The sequence below is a fragment of the Streptomyces anulatus genome (genome assembly GCF_000721175.1).
GTDB lineage: Bacteria > Actinomycetota > Actinomycetes > Streptomycetales > Streptomycetaceae > Streptomyces > Streptomyces anulatus_C.
The window spans coordinates 12,609-30,381 of the sequence record NZ_JOEZ01000019.1; the positions used below are offsets into that span (position 1 = coordinate 12,609).

Sequence of the window (17,773 nt, forward strand, 5' to 3'; positions counted from 1 at the left end):
TCTGCGTCACCTGCACGCGGCCGGGCACCAGGTGACTGTTCCGGCATGCGCACGGTGCGGCAAGCAGCGCCGATTGCCGGAGCGGAGTCCGCAGGGACGCGTCTGTTCCAGCTGTGCTGCCGCAGGCCGAATGAGGGTCTGTGTCCGCTGCGATGTCGTGCGCGTCGTGGCTGCGGCGCTGCCGGAGGGGCCGTTGTGCAGCAGTTGCGTCGCTGCGGACCCGTCGCGGCACGAAGAGTGCAGCGTCTGCGAACGCCGGGCGCGCGTCAACCGCCGTCTGCCTGGCGGTCGGCCGGTGTGCGCGGCCTGCGCACACCGCCCTGCTGAATGCTGCAGTTCCTGCGGACGAACGGGTCTGGTGGCACGACGACTTGAGACCGGCCCCTTGTGTGACAGTTGCTACCGCGCTCACCGTCTGCCGCGGGAGTGCGGACTGTGCGGCAGGACAACCGTCATCCACGTCAGGGCACGCAACGGTGCTCCTGAACTTTGCCGGTCCTGTGCCAAGGGGCCAATGGCCGTGTGCATCGACTGCCGAAGGTTACGGCCCTGTACTGGTCTTCGGGCGGGAGTGCCGCGCTGCAGTTCCTGCCGGTCGCACCCTGTCGTTCCCTGCACGCGGTGCGGGCAGCACAAGCGGCGCCGGGCTCGATGGCCGTTAGGAGGCGTATGCGCTTCCTGCTACGGCTACATCCGCGCGCACCCGCGTCCGTGCGCCACGTGCGGTCGCACTCGGCCCTTGATCGGTCCGGGCCCGGGTGGACGGGGTACGTGCGGAGTGTGCTCCGGCGCCACCAACGCCTATCTGTGCTCGACCTGCGGTTCGGGCCGGGAAACCGAACGTGGTACCCGCTGCGCCCGCTGCGTGTTGCGTGACCGCCTCGCCACCGAATTCCTCAGCAGCCGCGGCGAAGTCCCCGCAGAAGTCCGGCCGCTGCTTGGGGCGTTGGTGCGCGTCCCCAGAGCGCGTTCGATCCTGGTCTGGCTGGACAAGCCACGCGGTGGAGCCGCATGCCTGCGTCGCCTGGTCGCCGACGATCTCCCGCTCACCCACAAGACGCTTGACTCGGCCGACCCCGGACAGGGGGCGACGTCGCTGCGTGCCACCCTCGTCCACCTCGGTGTCCTTCCGCCACGCAATGAGTCCCTGGCAGGCTTGCAGCCCTGGCTGGAGCGCACGCTCACGCCGCTCCCCGCGCAACACCGCCGCACCCTGCACATCTACGCAGAATGGGCCCTCTTGCGACGGGCCCGGCGACGGGCGGCACGAGGTCGCTTCACGCCGGCCAGCGCGGCAGCGGTACGCAGCGCCATTCGCTGCACTGCCGCGTTTCTCACCTGGCTGGACACCCACGACATACCGCTCGCCGACCTGACTCAAGGTGACATCGACACGTGGCTGTCTGAGCACCGGGATCGCCGACATGTCCGGCTGTTCCTGCGCTGGGCCCACGAGCGTCGTCTCACCGGGAATCTTGAGGTCAGCGACCGCCCCCGCGATGAACCCCACTGCTGGTGGAGCGAGTCCGAGCACTGGACGCACCTGCGACGCTGCCTGCATGACGAGGCGCTGCCCCTGGATGTGCGGGTGACCGGGGCCCTCACGCTGCTGTACGGAATGCCGATCACGCGAATCGTTGCTCTCACGCGTTCCGACCTCACAGGCGGCAGCCCGCCTCACCTGCGCATAGGCGAGCATCCCGTGGCGCTGCCCCCCGCTGTCCACCAGCTGCTGCAGCGTCAGGCCGACCACACCGAGCCGATCTCGGCGGTAGGTCGTATCACGCCGCGCCCCAGCTGGCTCATCCCCGGCTACGCCGCTGGGACCCACCACTCAGCCCCCGCACTCGCGCGCAAGATGCGTCTGCACGGCTTGCCCGCCCGCCCCAGCCGTAACACCGCTCTGCTCGCACTGGCCGCAGACCTGCCCGCGTCAGTGCTCAGCGACACCCTCGGCATCAGCATCAGCGCAGCCCTGCAGTGGACCCGGAGAGCCGCCCGCGACTGGAACAGCTACCTAGCGGCTCGTTCTACGGAAGACCGGGACTGAGCGCCGCTTCACGGACCGTTTGCGAGAGTCCCTCAGCGACGTTCGGGGGATGCCTGTCCATGGCGCGGTGAGGGCGGCGGCCACCGAGACGGAGGCGAGGAGGAGGAAGAGCGGTCCGTAGCCGCCCAGGGGTGTGGCGAGGGCGGCGCCCGCGAAGGGGGCGAGGGCTGCGGCTGTGGTTGCCGGTGCGGCGAGGACCCCGGAGAGGCGTCCGTAGTGGGTGGCGCCCCAGCGGTCGGTGATGGCGGTCGCCTGTAGCAGAGTGAGGTTGCCGCGGACCATGCCAGCCACGACCGACACGGCGATGAGCAGGGCGTACGGGCCGGGGACGGCGGCGAAGGCGGCGGTGGTCAGGCCGCCGAGGGCAATCAGGATCGTGGTGCGGGCGGTGGCGGCGGTGCGGCGGGCGAGGGCTGCGTACAGGGTGCGGCCGAGGGTCTGTCCGGCGCCACCGATGCCGAGGGCCCAGGCCGCCTGGCTGGTGGTGTACCCGCGTTCCAGCAGGAGGGGGACGAGGGCGACGACCACGGCGTACATCGCGAAGGCCGAGAGGGTGAAGGCAGTGGCGAGCAGGAGGAAGGGTCGGCTGCGCACGACCCCGGCAGCACCTGCGCTTGTGCCCGTGCGTGCCGGGGCGGTTGCGGGGTTGGGCCAGGGTGCGCGCAGGGCAAGGGCGTGGGCGGGGATGGTGACGGCGGCGAGGATGCCGGCAAGTACGAGGTAGGTGTAGCGCCAGGACAGGTGGCCGGCGAGGGCTGCGGTCAGGGGTGCGAAGGCGGTAGAGGCGAGGCCGCCGGCGAGGGTGACGATCGTCAGCGCGCGCACGTGGTCGGGGGCCCACCAGCGGGTCAGAGCAGCGAACGCCGGCTGGTAGAAGGTGGCTGCCATGGCGAGGCCGGCCAGCGTCCAACCGGCAATGAAGACCGGGATGTTCGGGGCCGCGGCCACGATCAGCAGGCTGACCACGCCGACCACAGACCCTGTGGTCATGACGGCGCGGGGGCCTCGCCGGTCGAGGATGCGCCCGACGCGGATCCCGGTGAGGGCGGAGACGACGAGGCCGAGGGAGAACGCCGCGGTGGTCGCCCCGGCCGGCCAGCCGGTTTCGCTGGTGATCTGGGGGTTGAGGACGGGAAAGGCGTAGTAGACGATGCCCCAGCTCACGATCTGCGTGGCGCACAGGGCGGGCAGGACTGCGCGGGGCCGCGACCGGTCCCCCGATCCGGTCGCGGCCCCGTGTGGAGGGGTGCCCAGGGTGGTCACGAGCCGCAGCAGCCGCCTGCCGGTGCCTCCTCGCCAGCCGTCGCCGCGGCCGTGGCGGGGGCTCCGAGCTGGACGAGCTGCGGAGCGGGCGCGCAGCAGCCACCACCGTCGGCCTCAGCGGCGTCGGGGGCGTCGAAGAGGCCGGCGCCGCCGCAGACTCCGGTCTCGGGCAGGGTCAGTTCCACGCGGTCGGCGGACTCGAGGTCACCGGCGATCGCGGCGGCCACGGAGCGGACCTGCTCGTAACCGGTCATCGCCAGGAACGTCGGGGCACGGCCGTAGGACTTCATCCCGACCAGATACACGCCCTGCTCGGGGTGGGAGAGCTCGCGGTGGCCGTGCGGGTAGACGGTGCCGCAGGAGTGCTGGTTGGGGTCGATCAGCGGAGCCAGGGCCACGGGGGCCTGGAGGCGCTCGTCGAGCCCGAGGCGGAGTTCGTCGAGGAAGGACAGGTCGGGGCGGAAGCCGGTCAGCACGATGACCTCGTCGACCGGGTCCAGGCGGCGGCCGTCCTCGCCGACCAGGACCAGGCGGCCGTCGTCGGCCCGCTCGATCGCCTCGGTGCGGAATCCGGTGACCGCGTCCGCGTGGCCCTCGTCGACGGCGGCCTTGGCGGCCAGGCCCAGGGCGCCGCGGGCGGGGAGCTGGTCGGCTTCGCCGCCGCCGAAGGTTGAGCCGGAGATGCCCCGGCGCAGGATCCACACGCCCTTCGTGCCCGCGCCGTCGTTGGACTTGGCGAGGTCGGCGAGGTAGGCGAGAGCGGTGAACGCGGAGGCGCCGGAGCCGATCACGGCGGTGCGCTTGCCCGCATACCGGCCGCGGACGGCGGGGTCCTTCAGGTCCGGGACGCGGTAGGTGATCCGGTCGGCTGCGGCCTTCTCACCGAGCGCGGCAAGGCCGCTGCCGCCGGCCGGGGACGGCGTGGTCCAGGTGCCGGAGGCGTCGATGACGGCGCGGGCGAAGAGACGCTCCTCCTGGCCGTCGGCGTGGGCGACGTGCACGACGAACGGCTGCTGCTCGCGGTCGGTGTCCACGATCCGGTCCCTGCCCGTCCGGGAGACGCCGGTGACGGTGGCTCCGGTGCGGACGCGTTCGCCGAGGACGTCGGCGAGCGGCTGCAGGTACTGCTCGGCCCAGTCGCCGCCGGAGGGATAGGTGGCGGGGTCGGGGCGCATCCAGCCGGTGGGGGCGAGGAGCTTCTCGGCGGCGGGGTCGACGACCTCGCCCCAGGTGGAGAACAGGCGCACGTGAGACCACTCGCGCACCGCGGCGCCGACGGCCGGGCCGGCTTCCAGGACCAGGGGTTCGATGCCCTGGTCGATGAGGTGGGCGGCGGCGGCCAGGCCGGCGGGTCCGGCTCCGATCACGACGACGGGCAGCTCGGTGGTGGCGGGCGCGTTCACGGCGACTCCTTGCGTGTTTCGACATCTGTCGATGGCTTGCGCGGCCCAGCATGGCACCTGTATTGATGAGCGTCAACATAGACATTCGTCGAACTCAGGGGGATTCGCTGATGGAGCACATCGACGTCGCCGTGATCGGCGGTGGTCAGTCCGGCCTCGCCACCGCCCACGCGCTGCTGCGCCGCGGGCTGCGGCCGGTGGTGCTGGAGGCCTCCGACCGGGCGGCCGGGTCGTGGCCGCACTACTACGACAGCCTCACGCTGTTCTCGCCCGCCCGGTACAGCTCCCTGCCCGGGATGCCGTTCCCCGGCGCCGACCGCGACCGCTACCCGCACCGCGACGAGGTCGTCGCCTACCTCACCGCCTACGCCGGCCGCCTGGACGCAGAGATCCGCACGGGCTGCCGCATAACTGCGGTCCGCCGCACCGGCGACGGCTTCGCGGTGGAGCTGGAGGGCGGCGGCCGACTGTCCGCGCGGGCCGTCGTGGCGGCCTCCGGGACGTTCGGACACCCGCACCGGCCCGCGCTGCCAGGCCTGGAGGAGTTCACCGGGCAGGTGCTGCACGCCGCCGACTACTGCAGTCCGGCCCCCTTCTCCGGCTGCCGGGTGGTTGTGGTGGGGGCCGGGAACTCCGCGGTGCAGATCGCCGCCGAGCTCGCCGAGACCGCCCACGTCACCCTCGCCACACGCGGGCCGGTGAAGTTCGCCGCTCAGCGCATCCTCGGCCGCGACCTGCACTTCTGGACGGTCCGTACCGGCCTGGACACGGCGCCCCTTGGCCGGTTTCTCGCGCGCCCGCCAGCCCAGCCGGTTCTCGACGACGGCCGTTACCGGGCCGCCCTGGCCGCAGGCCGGCCCGACCGGCGGGCGCTGTTCACCGGCGCGGTCGGGCCCAAGCTCCTCTGGCCGGACGGACAGCGGGAGGAGGTTGACGCAATCGTGCTCGCCACTGGCTACCGCCCCGACCTGCCCTACCTCGCCCCTCTCCACGGCGCCCTGGACGACGAGGGAACCCCCCGGCACCGCGAGGGCCTCGCCACCGCTGTGCCGGGGCTGGCGTTCGTCGGGCTGGAATGGCAGCGCAGCCTGTCGTCGAACTCGCTGCGCGGCGTCGGCCGGGACGCGGACCGCGTCGCCCGGCGCCTCGCCGCCCATCTCGCGCGCCGCTGACGGAGCTCTCGGCACTGGTTCGATGTGTGTCAACATAGACGCATGTCGAATGCGAAGGTGCTGCCGCTGCTCGAGCCCGCCGACGGCCAGGGCGTGGCGCCCTGCTGCCCGCCGCTGACCGAACGCCCGATGACCGCCGACGAGGCCGAGACCGCTGCGCGGATGTTCAAGGCCCTCGGTGACCCGGTCCGCCTGCGGCTGTTCTCTGCCGTGGCCTCCCATGAGGGCGGCGAGGCGTGCGTGTGCGACATCTCAGACGTCGGCGTCTCCCAGCCCACCGTCTCCCACCACCTGAAGAAGCTCAAGGAAGCCGGGCTGCTCACATCCGAGCGGCGCGGCACCTGGGTCTACTACCGCGTCGAGCCGTCCGTGCTCGCCGCCATGGGCCAACTGCTGGTAGGTGCATCGGCTGTGTCCTGACCACACTCGGACGCCCGTAACGCCCAGGGACGCTGTGGCGGCGGGCAGTTGCCAAAAGCGATAGTGGACGAGGCGGGCGGTTGCCATCCTGACGGGATGGAGGAAGCAGAAGACCGGTTGAGCCTGCCCCGGCCTCGCTGGGCAAATGCCGAGATCGCCGTCTGGGGCGGTGCCAGCGAGGACGATCTCGCCCTAGCTGGCGGCTATCTGCGAGTCGCCGAGACCGGCGCCCGACACTGGATCGCCCACGGCCCGGACGACCGGATGCCCCTGCCGATCCTCTACAACTACCGGCACAGCATCGAACTGTCGCTGAAGTGGCTAATCCGCAAGGCCGCCCAGTGCGCCCTGCGCGAGGGCTACACAGGAGAAGAAGACCTCAGCCCTGACCAGTTGGACAAGCGTCTGCGCACGCACAACATCAGGAGACTGGCGGACTGCCTCAACCGGTACCTGGCCCTGCTGGACCTGCCCAAGGTGGAACAGCGCATCGACCCGGAGTCCTGGAGTCAGCTGAACTGGCTCGACAGCGAGGATGCGACAGGAGAGACCTACCGGTACGCCGTGGTCGGCCACGGCGCCGGCCGGGCTCCCGCCCGGCCCGTGCAGCAGAACGTCAACTTCTACGAGCAGGTGAACGAGCTGCACAAGCTGGCGCACCTGCTGTGGGGCGGCTACTCGGCTCATCTCGGTGAGTACGAGAACTGGCAGATCGAGTACATGGAGGCCATGGACACGCCTGGCTACTGAAGCGGTGCCTGCTGTCGCTACGGTGTCGGCTTCTTGTGGCGGGTGAGGAGCTCGGTGAAGAAGTCGGAGATGACTTGCGGGCTGTCGGGCCGGGTGAGTTCCCAGCCGCCGAAGCGGTAGATCTCATAGCCGGCCAGCCGCAGGCGGCGGTCCTCGGCGACCATCTCCGAGTACAGCCTGGGCGAGGCGGCGTACGTGGTGCGGCCGTCCGCGCCGGTGGGGTTCTTGATGCCGTAGTGGTGGGCGCCGTCGACCTCGATCACGATGCGGGAGCGGTCGGGGGCCAGCAGCAGGAAGTCCATGCGCTCGCGGTGCAGGGCACCGCTGTGTCCGCCGCTCTTGCGGGTGTAGGGGTCGTAGTGCAGGTAGACCTGCGGGATAAGGGCGGGCAGGTCGAACCCGTCGGGTTCGGCGTAGCGGGCGCAGTACGTGCGCAGGACCGTCTGCTCTGGCAGGGAATCCAGGGAGCGGTACAGCCGCCGGTACAGGGCATCGGCGGCCTCCGGTTCCTCGGTGTCCGGCATGTGGTGCGCCTGCCACCAGGTGACCATCTGCCGCCAGGTCAGGCCCTGTAGCGGCAGTGGGTCCTTGTACACAAGGCAGTTCTCGGCGTTCCGGACGATCTCCACCTCGTTGCTCACCGCGTCCCGCAGCACGATCTGCGGCTTCGGGCCGACGGCCGCGAAGATGAGGTTCTTGAAGGTGCCACGGGGGCCGTTCTTGAAACGCTGCTCGTACTCGGCCTCCTGCAGGTCCTCCAGGGCCTGCCTGGTCGGCCCCAGCAGCTCTTCGATGCACTCGCGGCGCGCCTGCCATCCGCCGCCTCCGGACATGTCGTTCTTGCGCCAGTAGTCGTAGAAGCCGCTGTGATGGCGAAACGGCAGCTGCGGCGACTCCAGGCCCAGGCGTTCGAGGACCGCTCGGTGTGCTTTGACGGCGAGGACGACTTCCTCGTCATTCATCCGTTCGTCGTGGCGTGTGCCCCGGGCGACGAAGTCCTCGTGCAGCAACCGGGTCAGCGCCACGGCCACGTCCAGGTCCGGGCGGTCGGGCAGGGGACCGAACCGCAGGGACTCCATCAGCTCGACATCCAACTGCCATAGCTGACACACCCATTCGCCCGGCCTGTGGTCAGGCCAGTCCGGGTGCTCGTCGGGCCTGTCGCGGAAAAAGTCGTCTGTCTGCATGCGTGCGCATCCCCCTGCCCCACGGCGCCGTCGGGAGGAATTGTCGCTGGTGTCACTGACAAGGGGGAGCTGTACGCAACGGGGTGAACAGGGCGGTGACAGCGCGGCGGCCGCTCCGGTGCCTACGTGAGCAGGCCAGCGACTTCGCGGGCGGCGTCCCGTGCCGGGCGGCCGACGCCGATGAGGGTGGCCGAGGCCGGGCCGGTCCAGTCGCCGTAGCCGAGCAGGTGCAGCCGCGGCTCGCCGAGGGCACGTGTCCCGTCGGTGGGGATGTGGCCGCGCGGGCCGCGCAGGTTCAGCGGGGCGAGGTGGGCCAGTGCCGGGCGGAAGCCGGTGCACCAGACGATCGCGTCCGCGTCGCTCTGGCTGCCGTCGGCCCACCGGACACCGGCAGCGGTGAGCTGGGTGAACATCGGCTTCGCGGTCAGGAGTCCGGCGTCGCGGGCGGCGCGGACGGGCGGCACGGCCACGATGTCGCCGAGCGAAGCCACCCCACCGGTGTCGTTACGGCCGGCGTCGAGGGCGCGGCGGCGGGCGGTGGCGACATCGAACAGGGCACGGCCGTCGATGTCGTCCGGCAGGAACCGCGGCGGGCGCTGCGTCACCCACGTCACCTGGACACGGCCGTCCAGGGCGAGGTCGGCGGCGATCTGGGCGCCGGAGTTTCCGCCGCCGACCACGACGACACGCTGGTCGGCGAAGTCGGCCGGACAGCGGTAGTTCACCGTGTGCAGCTGCCGCCCGGTGAAGGTACTGCGGCCGGGCACGGCGGGCAGAAACGGCCGCGACCAGTTGCCGGTGGCGCTGATGACCGCACGGGCCCGCCAGGTGCCGGAGTCCGCTTCGACCAGGAGCCGGTCTGCATCACGGCGCACGGCGTCCACGCGGGTGCCGTGCTGGACGGGCAGGTCGTAGCGCTTTTCGTAGTCGGTCAGGTAGTCCACCACGTGCCCGGCGCCCGGGTACGTCTCGCCTCCTTGGGCGGGCATGAGGCGGCCGGGCAGCGAGGAGTGCGCGGCCGGGGAGAACAGGTGCAGCGAGTCCCACATGTGCTGCCAGGACCCGCCCGGCGCCGCCTCGGCGTCCAGGATCACGAAGTCGAGACCTTGGCGGCGCAGGTGGTAGCCGGCGGCGAGTCCTGCCTGGCCGCCGCCGACCACCACCACATCCGTGCGCTGGGTCACGGGGCCGTCGTCACCGCGTCGGCGGCGAACTTCCGGCGCCAGGAGAGCGCGACGTAGACCAGGCCGATGAGCACCGGTACTTCGATGAGCGGGCCGACGACGCCGGACAGGGCCTGGCCGGAGGTGACGCCGAAGGTGGCGATGGCGACCGCGATGGCCAGCTCGAAGTTGTTGCCCGCCGCGGTGAAGGCGAGGGTCGCGGTGCGGTCATAGGCCAGACCCAAGCCCTTGCCCAGGAGGAAGGTCCCGAAGAACATCACGGCGAAGTAGACCAGCAGCGGCAGCGCGATCCGGGCGACGTCCAGCGGCTGCGAGGTGATGGTCTTCCCCTGGAGGGCGAAGAGAATGACGATCGTGAACAGCAGCCCGTACAGCGCCCACGGCCCGATCTTCGGCAGGAACCGCTGCTCATAGTCGGCGCGGCCGAGCTTCTTCTCGCCCAGGCGGCGAGTGAGGAAGCCGGCCAGCAGCGGGATGCCGAGGAAGATGACCACATTCAGCGCGATCTTCCACATGGAGATGTCGAGGTGCTCGCCGTCGCCCAGGCCCAGCCAGCCGGGCAGCAGGTCGAGGTAGAACCAGCCCAGCAGGCCGAACGCCAGGACCTGGAAGACCGAATTGAGGGCGACCAGGACGGCGGCGGCCTCGCGGTCGCCGCAGGCCAGGTCGTTCCAGATGATCACCATGGCGATACAACGGGCCAGGCCCACGATGATCAGACCCGTGCGGTACTCGGGCAGGTCCGGCAGGAAGATCCACGCGAGCGCGAACATGACCGCCGGGCCGACGATCCAGTTGATGACCAGCGAGGAGGCCATCAGCTTGCGGTCGCCGATGACGGCGTCGAGCCGGTCGTAGCGGACCTTCGCCAGCACCGGGTACATCATGATCAGCAGACCGAGCGCGATCGGCAGGGAGATCCCGCCAATCTCCACCTTCGCGAGCGCGTCGTTCAGGCCAGGGATGAGCCGCCCCAGACCGAGACCGGCGGCCATGGCGAACAGGATCCACACCGCGAGGTAACGGTCGAGGGTGGAGAGCTTTTTGACGATCGAGTCGTCCCCGGCCGCCTCAGCGCTCTGGGCGCGGGAAGCGGTGGGCTCGGTGGAGGTCACGGGCAGGCCCTCTTGTTCTCGGCGGCTGTGCGGGCGGATTCGGCGAGCGCGGCGAACTGTCCGGACAGGTCGGCCAGGACGTCGGGCTTGAGCTTGTAGTAGGTGAAGCGGCCGCACGGCTCGGTCTCCACCAGCCCGGCCTCGCGCAGCACCTTCATGTGGTTGGACAGGTTGGTCTGCTTGGCCCCGGTCTCCTCCACCAGATGCGTGGTGCACAGCGTCTCGCGCGCCAGCAGGGTCACGATCTGCAGCCGGAGCGGATCGCCCAGCGCCCGGATCACATCAGGATCGACTGAAGTCAGCATGCGCTGATACTGTCACATCACCGTTCGCTGATACCAGCGGATGTTGATGTCATGGGTGGCGTGCAGCCGCCGCGAGACGGGAGAGCCCCTCATGCCCGAGAGCCCCGGCACGAAGCCGTCCGTCCTGTTCGTCTGCGTCCATAACGCCGGCCGTTCCCAGATGGCCGCCGCCTGGCTGACCCGCCTTGCCGGGGACCGCGTCGAGGTCCGCTCCGCCGGCTCCAACCCGGGCGAGCAGGTCAACCCGGCCGCCGTCGCCGCGATGGCCGAGGTCGGCATCGACATCTCCGCCGAGGTCCCGAAGATCCTCACCGTGGACGCGGTGAAGGAGTCCGACGTGTGCATCACCATGGGCTGCGGCGACACCTGCCCTGTCTTCCCTGGCAAGCGCTACCTGGACTGGAAGTTGGACGACCCGGCCGGACAGGGCGTCGAGGCTGTCCGCCCGATCCGCGACGAGATTAAGGCCCTGGTCGAGGATCTGATCGCCGAGATCGCCCCGGCCGAGCCAGAAGCGACTGCGTAAGCGGAGTAGCCGACGTCGTCATCGCGCGCACAGCCCTGTCACTCAGGGGCCCTGCTGGCGTAGGAATACCGCAGCCCTGGAATACGTGCCTGGTACCAGCTGCCCGCCCCGACCTCTCCCCCGCCGATGTTCCCCACTTGGCAGCGTGACGTGCGGTTCGGCGTCAGCCGTGCAGCCTTCGAGCAGTTCGGTGAGCGCGGCGCGAGAGGCGGGGCGCCCCGCACGGACGACATCCCAGCGGAACGTCCGAAAACCACCCGTGCGGACGGCGGACGTCGCCCCGCAAGGCAGCTTTGCCGTCCCTTTACTCTGGGGGTCCGGTGTAGCCGCCTCACCAAGTCACACCAAGACCGCCCGAGCCGATGAGCCACGAAGGAGCAGCAGACCCGCCATGGGTGAACCTCCCAGTGCCAGCCCGCCACGCATGTGTGAGGGATCGGGGGTGGCACGGTGACCGAAGTCCTGCTGCTGCTCCTGGCCTTGGCACTGACCTTGGCGTGTGCGGTGTTCGTCGCAGCCGAGTTCTCTCTGACCACCGTCGAGCGCGCCGACCTGGAGTTGGCTGCGGAGGCGGGCGAGCACGGTGCCGAGGGCGCTCTGAAGGCCGTACGCCGCTTGACTGTCCAGCTCTCCGGCGCGCAACTGGGCATTACGGTGACCTCGCTGGTGATCGGCATGCTGGCCGAGCCGTCGCTCGCGGCGCTACTGCGCGGCCCACTTCAGGTTGTCGGCCTGGGCGGTGCCACCTCACCAGTGGCGACCGTGCTGGCTGTGGCCGCCTCCGCCGTGGTGCTGATGGTGGTGGGTGAGCTGGTGCCGAAGAACTGGGCCATCTCGCGCCCGCTGGCCGCCGCCAAGGTGGCGGCCAGCCCGCAGCGCGGCTTCACCGCCGCGTTCGGCCCCTTCATCCACCACCTGAACAGCACCGCCAACCGGTTCGTACGCCGCTTCGGCCTGGAGCCGACCGAGGAGCTGGCCTCCGCCCGCAGTCCGGAGGAACTGGTCGCGCTCGCCCGGCACTCGGCCGCCGAAGGCGCCCTCGAGGGCGCGGGGTGAGGCCAGCCCGGTCGTGTGCCGTGGCTGCCATTTGCGAGAAACAGAGCTCGCTGCAGCACATTGTTGAATTGGTGACCGATGCCCCGCTGAGGGGAACTTGAGGTTCCTCGGCACGAAGATCAGCCATTATATTTCGATGATTTGCCCGGTTTGGGCGATCAGAAGGGTCCCCAATGGGGAAACGGTAACCATTGTCCGAATTTTCCCATCGGGTGGTTCCGGCCACTCGCTAAAGGCGCCTGTCGGCCGGGCCCGGTACTGATTACTGTCCCTCTCACCTCCAGGGTTCCTGGAGGCGCGGGCACTGCCTAGCGCACACGGTTTCCAGGCCATGAGGTGCGCCGGGCGACATGCCCGCACCGACCAGCAGAAGTACATGCTAGTGAAGTGCAGACTTGCCCGCATCAGTACGGCTACCGCCCTGGTGGTGCTCATCCTCGGTGCCGGCGTGCCGCACGCCGCTGCGTTCGCAGCAGGCGAGGACCTGCCGGACGACGAGATGCTTGTCGGCGTGGACGTCGAGGGCCGGGAGCTCGAAGAGGATCTGCCCGTTCCGGGTGAACCCGAGGACACGGTCACTCCGGAGGCGGACCTGCCGGATGTGGAGCCGGAGAGGATCGAGTGCAAGCCCGGCTGGTTCTTCAAGATCACACGGAACAAGAAGAACACCATGTCCGTCAAGTACTCGACCTTCGTCGAGAACAAGACGTCCCGCACTCTTGATTTCAAGTTCACCTCCAAGAAGTCCGGGACGACCGAGGTCGGCGGGTCGGTGACTATGAGCTTGTCTCACGTGGTGTGAGGTTGATGCGGCATGATGCTGTGCCATGGGTGTTGGTTTGTCGCAGCGGTTGGTTCCTGACGAACTTTGGTCACTGGTCGCACCGTTGCTGCCTTCGTTCGTTTCCCGTCCGCAAGGCGGAGGCACGGCCCCGGTGGATGAGCGGGCGGTGTTCACGGCCGTGGTGTACGTGCTGACCAGCGGCTGTGCCTGGCGGCACCTGCCGGAGACATTTGGCGTCTCGCCGGCCACCGCCCATCGCCGGTTCTCCGCATGGACCAAGGACGGGCTGTGGCGGCGGCTGCACCAGGTCGTTCTGGACGAACTCGGCGCCCGTGGCGAGGTGGACTGGACCTCGGCGATCGTGGACGCCGCCTCCGTCCGCGCGAAAAAGGGGGATCGCTGACCGGGCGCAATCCGGTCGACCGGGGCAAGAAAGGCAGCAAGCTCCATGTCCTGGCCGACGCCCAGGGCCTCCCTCTCACCCTTGGCGTCTCAGGGGCGAACGTTCATGACAGCCAGGCGCTCCTGCCGCTGGTGCTGGGCATACCCGCCATCCGCTCCCGGCGCGGCCCCCGCAGACGTCGGCCCGGCAGGCTCCGCGCCGACAAGGCGTACCACTCCGCCGAGAGGCTGAAGTGGCTGCGCGAGCGGGGCATCGTCCCGCGCATCGCCCGACCCGGCATCGAGTCCAGCGAGCGTCTCGGCCGACACCGCTGGAAGATCGAACGGTCGATCTCCTGGCTCTTCGGCTACCGCCGCCTGACCGTCCGGTACGAGCGCAAAGGCAGCCACTTTCTGGCCTTCCTCGGACTCGCAGCGGCCCTGACCTGCTACAAGAAACTCGCAAAACTCACCACGTGAGACAAGCTCTAAGCAAAATGCCCTCCGGGAACTCCGGGAGGCGTCCCCACCGGGACGCCTCCCGCTTCTTGGGTGAATTCGCCGGGCGCCCGCGTCGCAATAAAGGCACGTATTCACGCCGACAAGAAACAGGAAGGGAAACCGAGATTCCCAGTCTTTCATCTTCGGAAATCGAAGGCGGCTGACGGCCGACGCGGGAAGCTCGTCAACCGGCGCGCTCGGCGAGCAGAGTATGCGGGTTACTGGATTCGTACCAGCCGAGGAATGGAGGACAGACGTCGTAGCCCAGGAGACGCTGCAACTCTTCGGGGTACTCGCGGACCACATCCATCGGCACCGCGAGATACTGATTCTCCTCCTGTCGCATGTTGCCGGCGATATACGACAGGGTCAGCCCGGTACGCGGCTCAGTGGATGCATTATGCCCGCCACCGTGATAGAGACCGCCGAGCCAGATCAGCGCGGATCCGGCCGGCATCTCGGCCGGCACCGCCTCGTCGCGCTGCGGCGCCCGCTCGTCGTCCCAGCGGTGACTTCCCGGGATCGTCATGGTCGCGCCGTTCTCGGCAGTGAAATCAGTCATCGCGACCATGACCTGGAGCCGTGTGGTGGGCGCGGGGTAGGGCCGCAGGTGAGAGGTGTCGTCGCGGTGCAGCCACTGCGCACCCTCGTCGGGCCAGATTTGGATCACCTGGGTTGCGCTGACCTGGATGTTGGGTGAGATGTTCACCTGCTGACCGCTGAACCACACCGGTACGGGCTGCTGAATGAGCCGGCGGGCAGCGCCGAGGAACAACGGATGCAGCGCAACGGAGGCCATGTGCCGGCTGCGGGCGAACAGCGAGGACATCCGTTTGGTCTTGTGGCCGGAGAAATCATTGTCGCCGTAGCCGAACTTCTCCAGCGCGGGACCCAGGTCGGCCCAGAGGGCCTCTCGGGTGTCGGGGTCCAGAAATTCCTCCACGACGACTGCACCGTCCTCTTCGAGGAGATTGCAGACTCGGTCGAGATCGGCGTCGGAACGGACCGTGACAAGGTTTTTGTCGGTCATTTGTTTCCCCTCCATGAAGGCGTGCGGTTCAGGACGTGACGTCCTTGAGGCTCTCGGCGCGCTCTGGCTGCCGGAATCGGTTGATCGCGTCGAGATGCTCGTCGCGCATCGCGGTGTCGCGGACGCCCAGCCCCTCGTGCGGTGCCAGGGCCAGCACGCCGACCTTGCCGATGTGCCGGTTGCGATACACGTCGTCGACTGCCTGCCCGGCGTGTTGCAGGGTGTACGTCCGGGAGAGGGTGGGGTGGATCTTGCCCTTGGCGATGAGGCGGTTGGACTCCCACGCCTCCCGGTAGTTGGCGAAATGCGATCCGACGATCCGTTTGAGCGACATCCACAGGTAGCGGTTGTCGTACTCGTGGCGGTAGCCAGAGGTGGAGGCACAGGTCACGATGGTGCCGCCCTTGCGGGTGACGTACACCGAGGCGCCGAAGGTGTCCCGGCCGGGATGTTCGAAGACGATGTCGGGGTCCTCCCCGCCGGTGAGCTCCCGGATCCGGCGGCCGAACCGTTTCCATTCCGCCGGGTCCTGTGTGTATTCGTCCTTCCAGAACGTGTAGCCCTCGTCCGCGCGGTCGATGACCGCGTCGGCGCCCATCGCCCGGCAGATGGCGGCCTTGGTCGGGCTGGACACCACGCAGATCGGGTTCGCGCCGCCGGCCAGCGCGAACTGCGTCGCGAACGCCCCCACGCCGCCGGATGCGCCCCAGATGAGCACGTTGTCGCCCTGCTTCATCTGGGCGCCGTTGCGGGAGACCAGCTGCCGGTACGCGGTGGAGGCGACCAGACCGGGCGTGCTCGCCTCCTCCCATGTCAGGTGCGCCGGCTTGGGCATCAGCTGGTTCGCTTTGACCAGCGCCAGTTGGGCCAGGCCGCCGAAGTTGGTCTCGTACCCCCAGATGCGCTGGTCCGGGTCGAGCATCGTGTCGCTGTGTCCGTCGGGCGCCTCCAACTCGGCCGACAGGCAGTGCGCGACGACCTCGTCGCCGGGCTTCCACGCGAACACGCCGGGCCCGGTGCGCAGCACGACTCCGGAGAGGTCGGAGCCGATGACGTGGTAGGGCAGGTCGTGACGACGGGCCAGGGGTGAGCGGCGGCCGTACCGGGCCAGGAACGTGAAGGTCGGCAACGGTTCGAAGAGCGAGGACCACACGGTGTTGTAGTTGACCGAGCTGGCCATCACCGCCACCAGTGCCTCCCCGGGCCCGACTTGGGGAACGGCGACCTCGTCGAGGTGCACCGACCGGCGCGGATCGCGGTCCTCGGCCGCGACTCCGACGAATATCTCGGCCTCGTCCGCGTGCAGGGTCACCGCGCGGTAGCTCTCCGGCACGGGCAGTGCGGCGAAGTCCGCCGGCCGGGTGTCCGGGTCGAGAACGGCGCTGATGATGTCTTGCATCTGTGCTCCTCCGTGTACGCGACTGCGGAAGCTGAGGGACCGGCGGGCCGCCGCCCGGGTCAGTGCACGAGCCGTCCCATCAGGCGCTTGAGCTCGGCGGCCGGATCGGTGGTGAGTCCGCCGTGCACGGGACTGGTTTGGATCACGGTGCTGCGGGGTGCGGTGAGCCAGCCGAAGCGCGCCCCGCGGGTGCCGGCCCCGGCGGGACCGCCCTCGGGACCGCCCGCACACACCGCGCGGATGGTGTCCAGGGCCGCGGTGACCATGTCGATGTCGACGTCGGGGTCGAGCGCTCGAAGGCGATCGGCGTCGATGTGGACCGCGGCGCAGAGGTAGTCCGCGCCGGGGCAGTAGAGCAGCGCCCCGACGTTGATCTGTTCGCTGCGGTCGACGCGCGGGACGGCACGCAGCAGGGCGTAGTCGAAGCTGAGGACGGACGGCGTGGCGGTGGTCATGCGTCCTCCTCCGGCCACCACGCGCGGGGTCCGGCGCATCGGGTGAGCAGGTAGTGCACGTAGCGTTGCCGCAGGCCGGCCGGGTCCGCGTCCGGGGGAACGGAGTTCATGCCCAGCAGGAAGCTGTCCGGGACCAAGGCGGTGATCTCGGTCAGTGCCTCGGCGGTCACCGTCTCGGCGAGTGCGGCGTCGAGTTTGGCGAGGACGGCCGGGTCGAGGGTGGCGACCAGGTCGGCGAGCACGTGCTGGGACAGGTCGTACCGGCGCTCGGCCCAGGCGGTGACGGCCGGCCAGGAGTGCTGGAACAGCAGTGCGGCACCGTGGTCGATGGCCCAGAGCTGGCGGTGCCAGATGATCAGGTTGGGATTAGACCAGGTACGGTCGACGTTGGCGGTCAGCGCGTCCAGCCAGTAGATCCTGGCGGCCTCCTCGGCGGGCGGCTCCCATCCGACTCCGTCGTAACCGACCGAGCCGGGCAGAAAGTCCATGCCCAGGTTCTCGCCGGCGCTGGCCCGCAGCAGTTCCTGGATCTCCTGGTCGGGGTCCCGGCGTGCCATCTCCGGGTCGATGTCGACGGTGACGAGTTCGGGGACGCGGATGCCGAGTCGCCGGCCGAGCTCGCCGACGACGATCTCCGCGACCAGGGCCGCGGTGCCCTGGCCCGCGCCACGGAACTTCACGACGTAGACGCCGTCGTTGTCGGCTTCCACCAAGCCGGGCAGCGATCCGCCCTCACGCAGCGGGGTCAGATACTGCGTTCCTAATACTTTTTGCAACAAAACTCATCCTGCT

At 69.6% G+C, this 17,773-nt stretch carries 17 protein-coding genes and 1 pseudogene; 8 read left to right on the forward strand and 10 right to left on the reverse strand.

The annotated features are described in order from the left end of the window. The first annotated feature begins 865 nt into the window (after positions 1-865). Entirely contained in the window at positions 866-2,050 is a 1,185-nt protein-coding gene (locus tag IG90_RS0123020; RefSeq protein WP_051860222.1) for a hypothetical protein, read from the forward strand. Here IG90_RS0123020 and IG90_RS0123025 read toward each other — a convergent pair. Beyond that, on the reverse strand, positions 2,018-3,313 hold the full coding sequence (locus IG90_RS0123025; protein ID WP_078585385.1) for an MFS transporter: 1,296 nt from the start codon (positions 3,311-3,313) through the stop codon (positions 2,018-2,020). The genes IG90_RS0123020 and IG90_RS0123025 overlap by 33 nt on opposite strands. Continuing rightward, complete coding sequence (locus IG90_RS0123030; RefSeq protein WP_030587648.1) at positions 3,310-4,716, reverse strand: NAD(P)-binding domain-containing protein; 1,407 nt, start codon at positions 4,714-4,716, stop codon at positions 3,310-3,312. Before IG90_RS0123030 ends, IG90_RS0123025 begins: the two co-directional genes overlap by 4 nt. A gap of 110 nt (positions 4,717-4,826) precedes the next feature. Here IG90_RS0123030 and IG90_RS0123035 point away from each other — a divergent pair, with 110 nt between their 5' ends. The 3 genes from IG90_RS0123035 (at position 4,827) to IG90_RS0123045 (ending at position 7,058) form a co-directional block, all read left to right on the forward strand. Beyond that, positions 4,827-5,888 carry a flavin-containing monooxygenase gene (locus tag IG90_RS0123035; RefSeq protein ID WP_030587652.1) on the forward strand — a complete coding sequence of 354 codons (1,062 nt, stop codon included), beginning with the start codon at positions 4,827-4,829 and terminating at the stop codon, positions 5,886-5,888. A gap of 42 nt (positions 5,889-5,930) precedes the next feature. After that, positions 5,931-6,308 (forward strand): ArsR/SmtB family transcription factor, encoded by a 378-nt coding sequence (locus IG90_RS0123040; protein ID WP_030587655.1) that lies wholly within the window; start codon positions 5,931-5,933, stop codon positions 6,306-6,308. A gap of 96 nt (positions 6,309-6,404) precedes the next feature. Further along, complete coding sequence (locus IG90_RS0123045) at positions 6,405-7,058, forward strand: hypothetical protein (protein WP_157846340.1); 654 nt, start codon at positions 6,405-6,407, stop codon at positions 7,056-7,058. A 17-nt stretch (positions 7,059-7,075) separates the two neighbouring features. On the opposite strand, the gene IG90_RS0123050 is transcribed toward IG90_RS0123045, so the two are convergent. From IG90_RS0123050 to IG90_RS0123065, 4 genes are all read right to left on the reverse strand, one after another. Then, on the reverse strand, positions 7,076-8,245 hold the full coding sequence (locus tag IG90_RS0123050) for a hypothetical protein (protein WP_233436066.1): 1,170 nt from the start codon (positions 8,243-8,245) through the stop codon (positions 7,076-7,078). 122 nt (positions 8,246-8,367) lie between these two features. Next, the gene (locus IG90_RS0123055) at positions 8,368-9,429 is read right to left on the reverse strand and encodes an ArsO family NAD(P)H-dependent flavin-containing monooxygenase (protein WP_030587664.1); all 1,062 of its coding nucleotides are present in this window, start codon (positions 9,427-9,429) and stop codon (positions 8,368-8,370) included. Further along, positions 9,426-10,544: an ACR3 family arsenite efflux transporter gene (gene arsB, locus IG90_RS0123060; protein WP_030587668.1), complete on the reverse strand. Its 1,119-nt coding sequence runs from the start codon at positions 10,542-10,544 to the stop codon at positions 9,426-9,428. Before arsB ends, IG90_RS0123055 begins: the two co-directional genes overlap by 4 nt. Then, positions 10,541-10,849: an ArsR/SmtB family transcription factor gene (locus IG90_RS0123065; protein WP_030587673.1), complete on the reverse strand. Its 309-nt coding sequence runs from the start codon at positions 10,847-10,849 to the stop codon at positions 10,541-10,543. Before IG90_RS0123065 ends, arsB begins: the two co-directional genes overlap by 4 nt. Positions 10,850-10,940: 91 nt before the next feature. Between IG90_RS0123065 and IG90_RS0123070 the strand changes: the two genes are divergently transcribed. The 4 genes and pseudogenes from IG90_RS0123070 to IG90_RS43705 all read left to right on the forward strand — a co-directional run bounded on the left by IG90_RS0123070 (position 10,941) and on the right by IG90_RS43705 (position 14,076). Then, positions 10,941-11,375 carry an arsenate reductase ArsC gene (locus IG90_RS0123070; RefSeq protein WP_030587677.1) on the forward strand — a complete coding sequence of 145 codons (435 nt, stop codon included), beginning with the start codon at positions 10,941-10,943 and terminating at the stop codon, positions 11,373-11,375. A 450-nt stretch (positions 11,376-11,825) separates the two neighbouring features. Further along, positions 11,826-12,419 (forward strand): annotated as a pseudogene (locus tag IG90_RS0123075) (CNNM domain-containing protein); the annotation flags it as partial. 343 nt (positions 12,420-12,762) lie between these two features. Then, positions 12,763-13,233 (forward strand): hypothetical protein, encoded by a 471-nt coding sequence (locus IG90_RS0123080; protein ID WP_157846339.1) that lies wholly within the window; start codon positions 12,763-12,765, stop codon positions 13,231-13,233. A gap of 25 nt (positions 13,234-13,258) precedes the next feature. Next, positions 13,259-14,076 (forward strand): IS5 family transposase gene (locus tag IG90_RS43705; RefSeq protein WP_411572643.1). Its coding sequence is split into 2 segments (ribosomal slippage): positions 13,259-13,606 and positions 13,609-14,076, totalling 816 coding nucleotides; the frame shifts between segments, so codons are not numbered across the junction. Positions 14,077-14,281: 205 nt separating this feature from the next. Here IG90_RS43705 and IG90_RS0123095 read toward each other — a convergent pair. Genes IG90_RS0123095 through IG90_RS0123110 form a run of 4 tightly spaced genes read right to left on the reverse strand, consistent with a single transcriptional unit; the run spans position 14,282 to position 17,757 of the window. Further along, positions 14,282-15,127, reverse strand: a complete 846-nt coding sequence (locus IG90_RS0123095) for a phytanoyl-CoA dioxygenase family protein (protein ID WP_030587691.1) — start codon at positions 15,125-15,127, stop codon at positions 14,282-14,284. A 28-nt stretch (positions 15,128-15,155) separates the two neighbouring features. After that, the gene (gene ccrA, locus IG90_RS0123100; protein ID WP_030587694.1) at positions 15,156-16,526 is read right to left on the reverse strand and encodes a crotonyl-CoA carboxylase/reductase; all 1,371 of its coding nucleotides are present in this window, start codon (positions 16,524-16,526) and stop codon (positions 15,156-15,158) included. A gap of 59 nt (positions 16,527-16,585) precedes the next feature. After that, positions 16,586-16,981 carry a DUF3037 domain-containing protein gene (locus IG90_RS0123105; protein WP_030587697.1) on the reverse strand — a complete coding sequence of 132 codons (396 nt, stop codon included), beginning with the start codon at positions 16,979-16,981 and terminating at the stop codon, positions 16,586-16,588. After that, complete coding sequence (locus IG90_RS0123110; protein ID WP_233436065.1) at positions 16,978-17,757, reverse strand: HipA family kinase; 780 nt, start codon at positions 17,755-17,757, stop codon at positions 16,978-16,980. Before IG90_RS0123110 ends, IG90_RS0123105 begins: the two co-directional genes overlap by 4 nt. Between the last annotated feature and the right edge of the window lie 16 nt (positions 17,758-17,773).

What these genes read in the sequence shown, in the direction of transcription:
- IG90_RS0123045 (WP_157846340.1), top strand. Translation starts at nt 6,405, where the DNA reads ATGGAGGAAGCAGAAGACCGGTTGAGCCTGCCCCGGCCTCGCTGGGCA.
- ccrA (WP_030587694.1), bottom strand. Translation starts at nt 16,526, where the DNA reads ATGCAAGACATCATCAGCGCCGTTCTCGACCCGGACACCCGGCCGGCG.
- IG90_RS0123035 (WP_030587652.1), top strand. Translation starts at nt 4,827, where the DNA reads ATGGAGCACATCGACGTCGCCGTGATCGGCGGTGGTCAGTCCGGCCTC.
- IG90_RS0123080 (WP_157846339.1), top strand. Translation starts at nt 12,763, where the DNA reads ATGAGGTGCGCCGGGCGACATGCCCGCACCGACCAGCAGAAGTACATG.
- IG90_RS0123105 (WP_030587697.1), bottom strand. Translation starts at nt 16,981, where the DNA reads ATGACCACCGCCACGCCGTCCGTCCTCAGCTTCGACTACGCCCTGCTG.
- IG90_RS0123065 (WP_030587673.1), bottom strand. Translation starts at nt 10,849, where the DNA reads ATGCTGACTTCAGTCGATCCTGATGTGATCCGGGCGCTGGGCGATCCG.
- IG90_RS0123040 (WP_030587655.1), top strand. Translation starts at nt 5,931, where the DNA reads ATGTCGAATGCGAAGGTGCTGCCGCTGCTCGAGCCCGCCGACGGCCAG.
- IG90_RS0123070 (WP_030587677.1), top strand. Translation starts at nt 10,941, where the DNA reads ATGCCCGAGAGCCCCGGCACGAAGCCGTCCGTCCTGTTCGTCTGCGTC.
- IG90_RS0123050 (WP_233436066.1), bottom strand. Translation starts at nt 8,245, where the DNA reads ATGCAGACAGACGACTTTTTCCGCGACAGGCCCGACGAGCACCCGGAC.
- IG90_RS0123095 (WP_030587691.1), bottom strand. Translation starts at nt 15,127, where the DNA reads ATGACCGACAAAAACCTTGTCACGGTCCGTTCCGACGCCGATCTCGAC.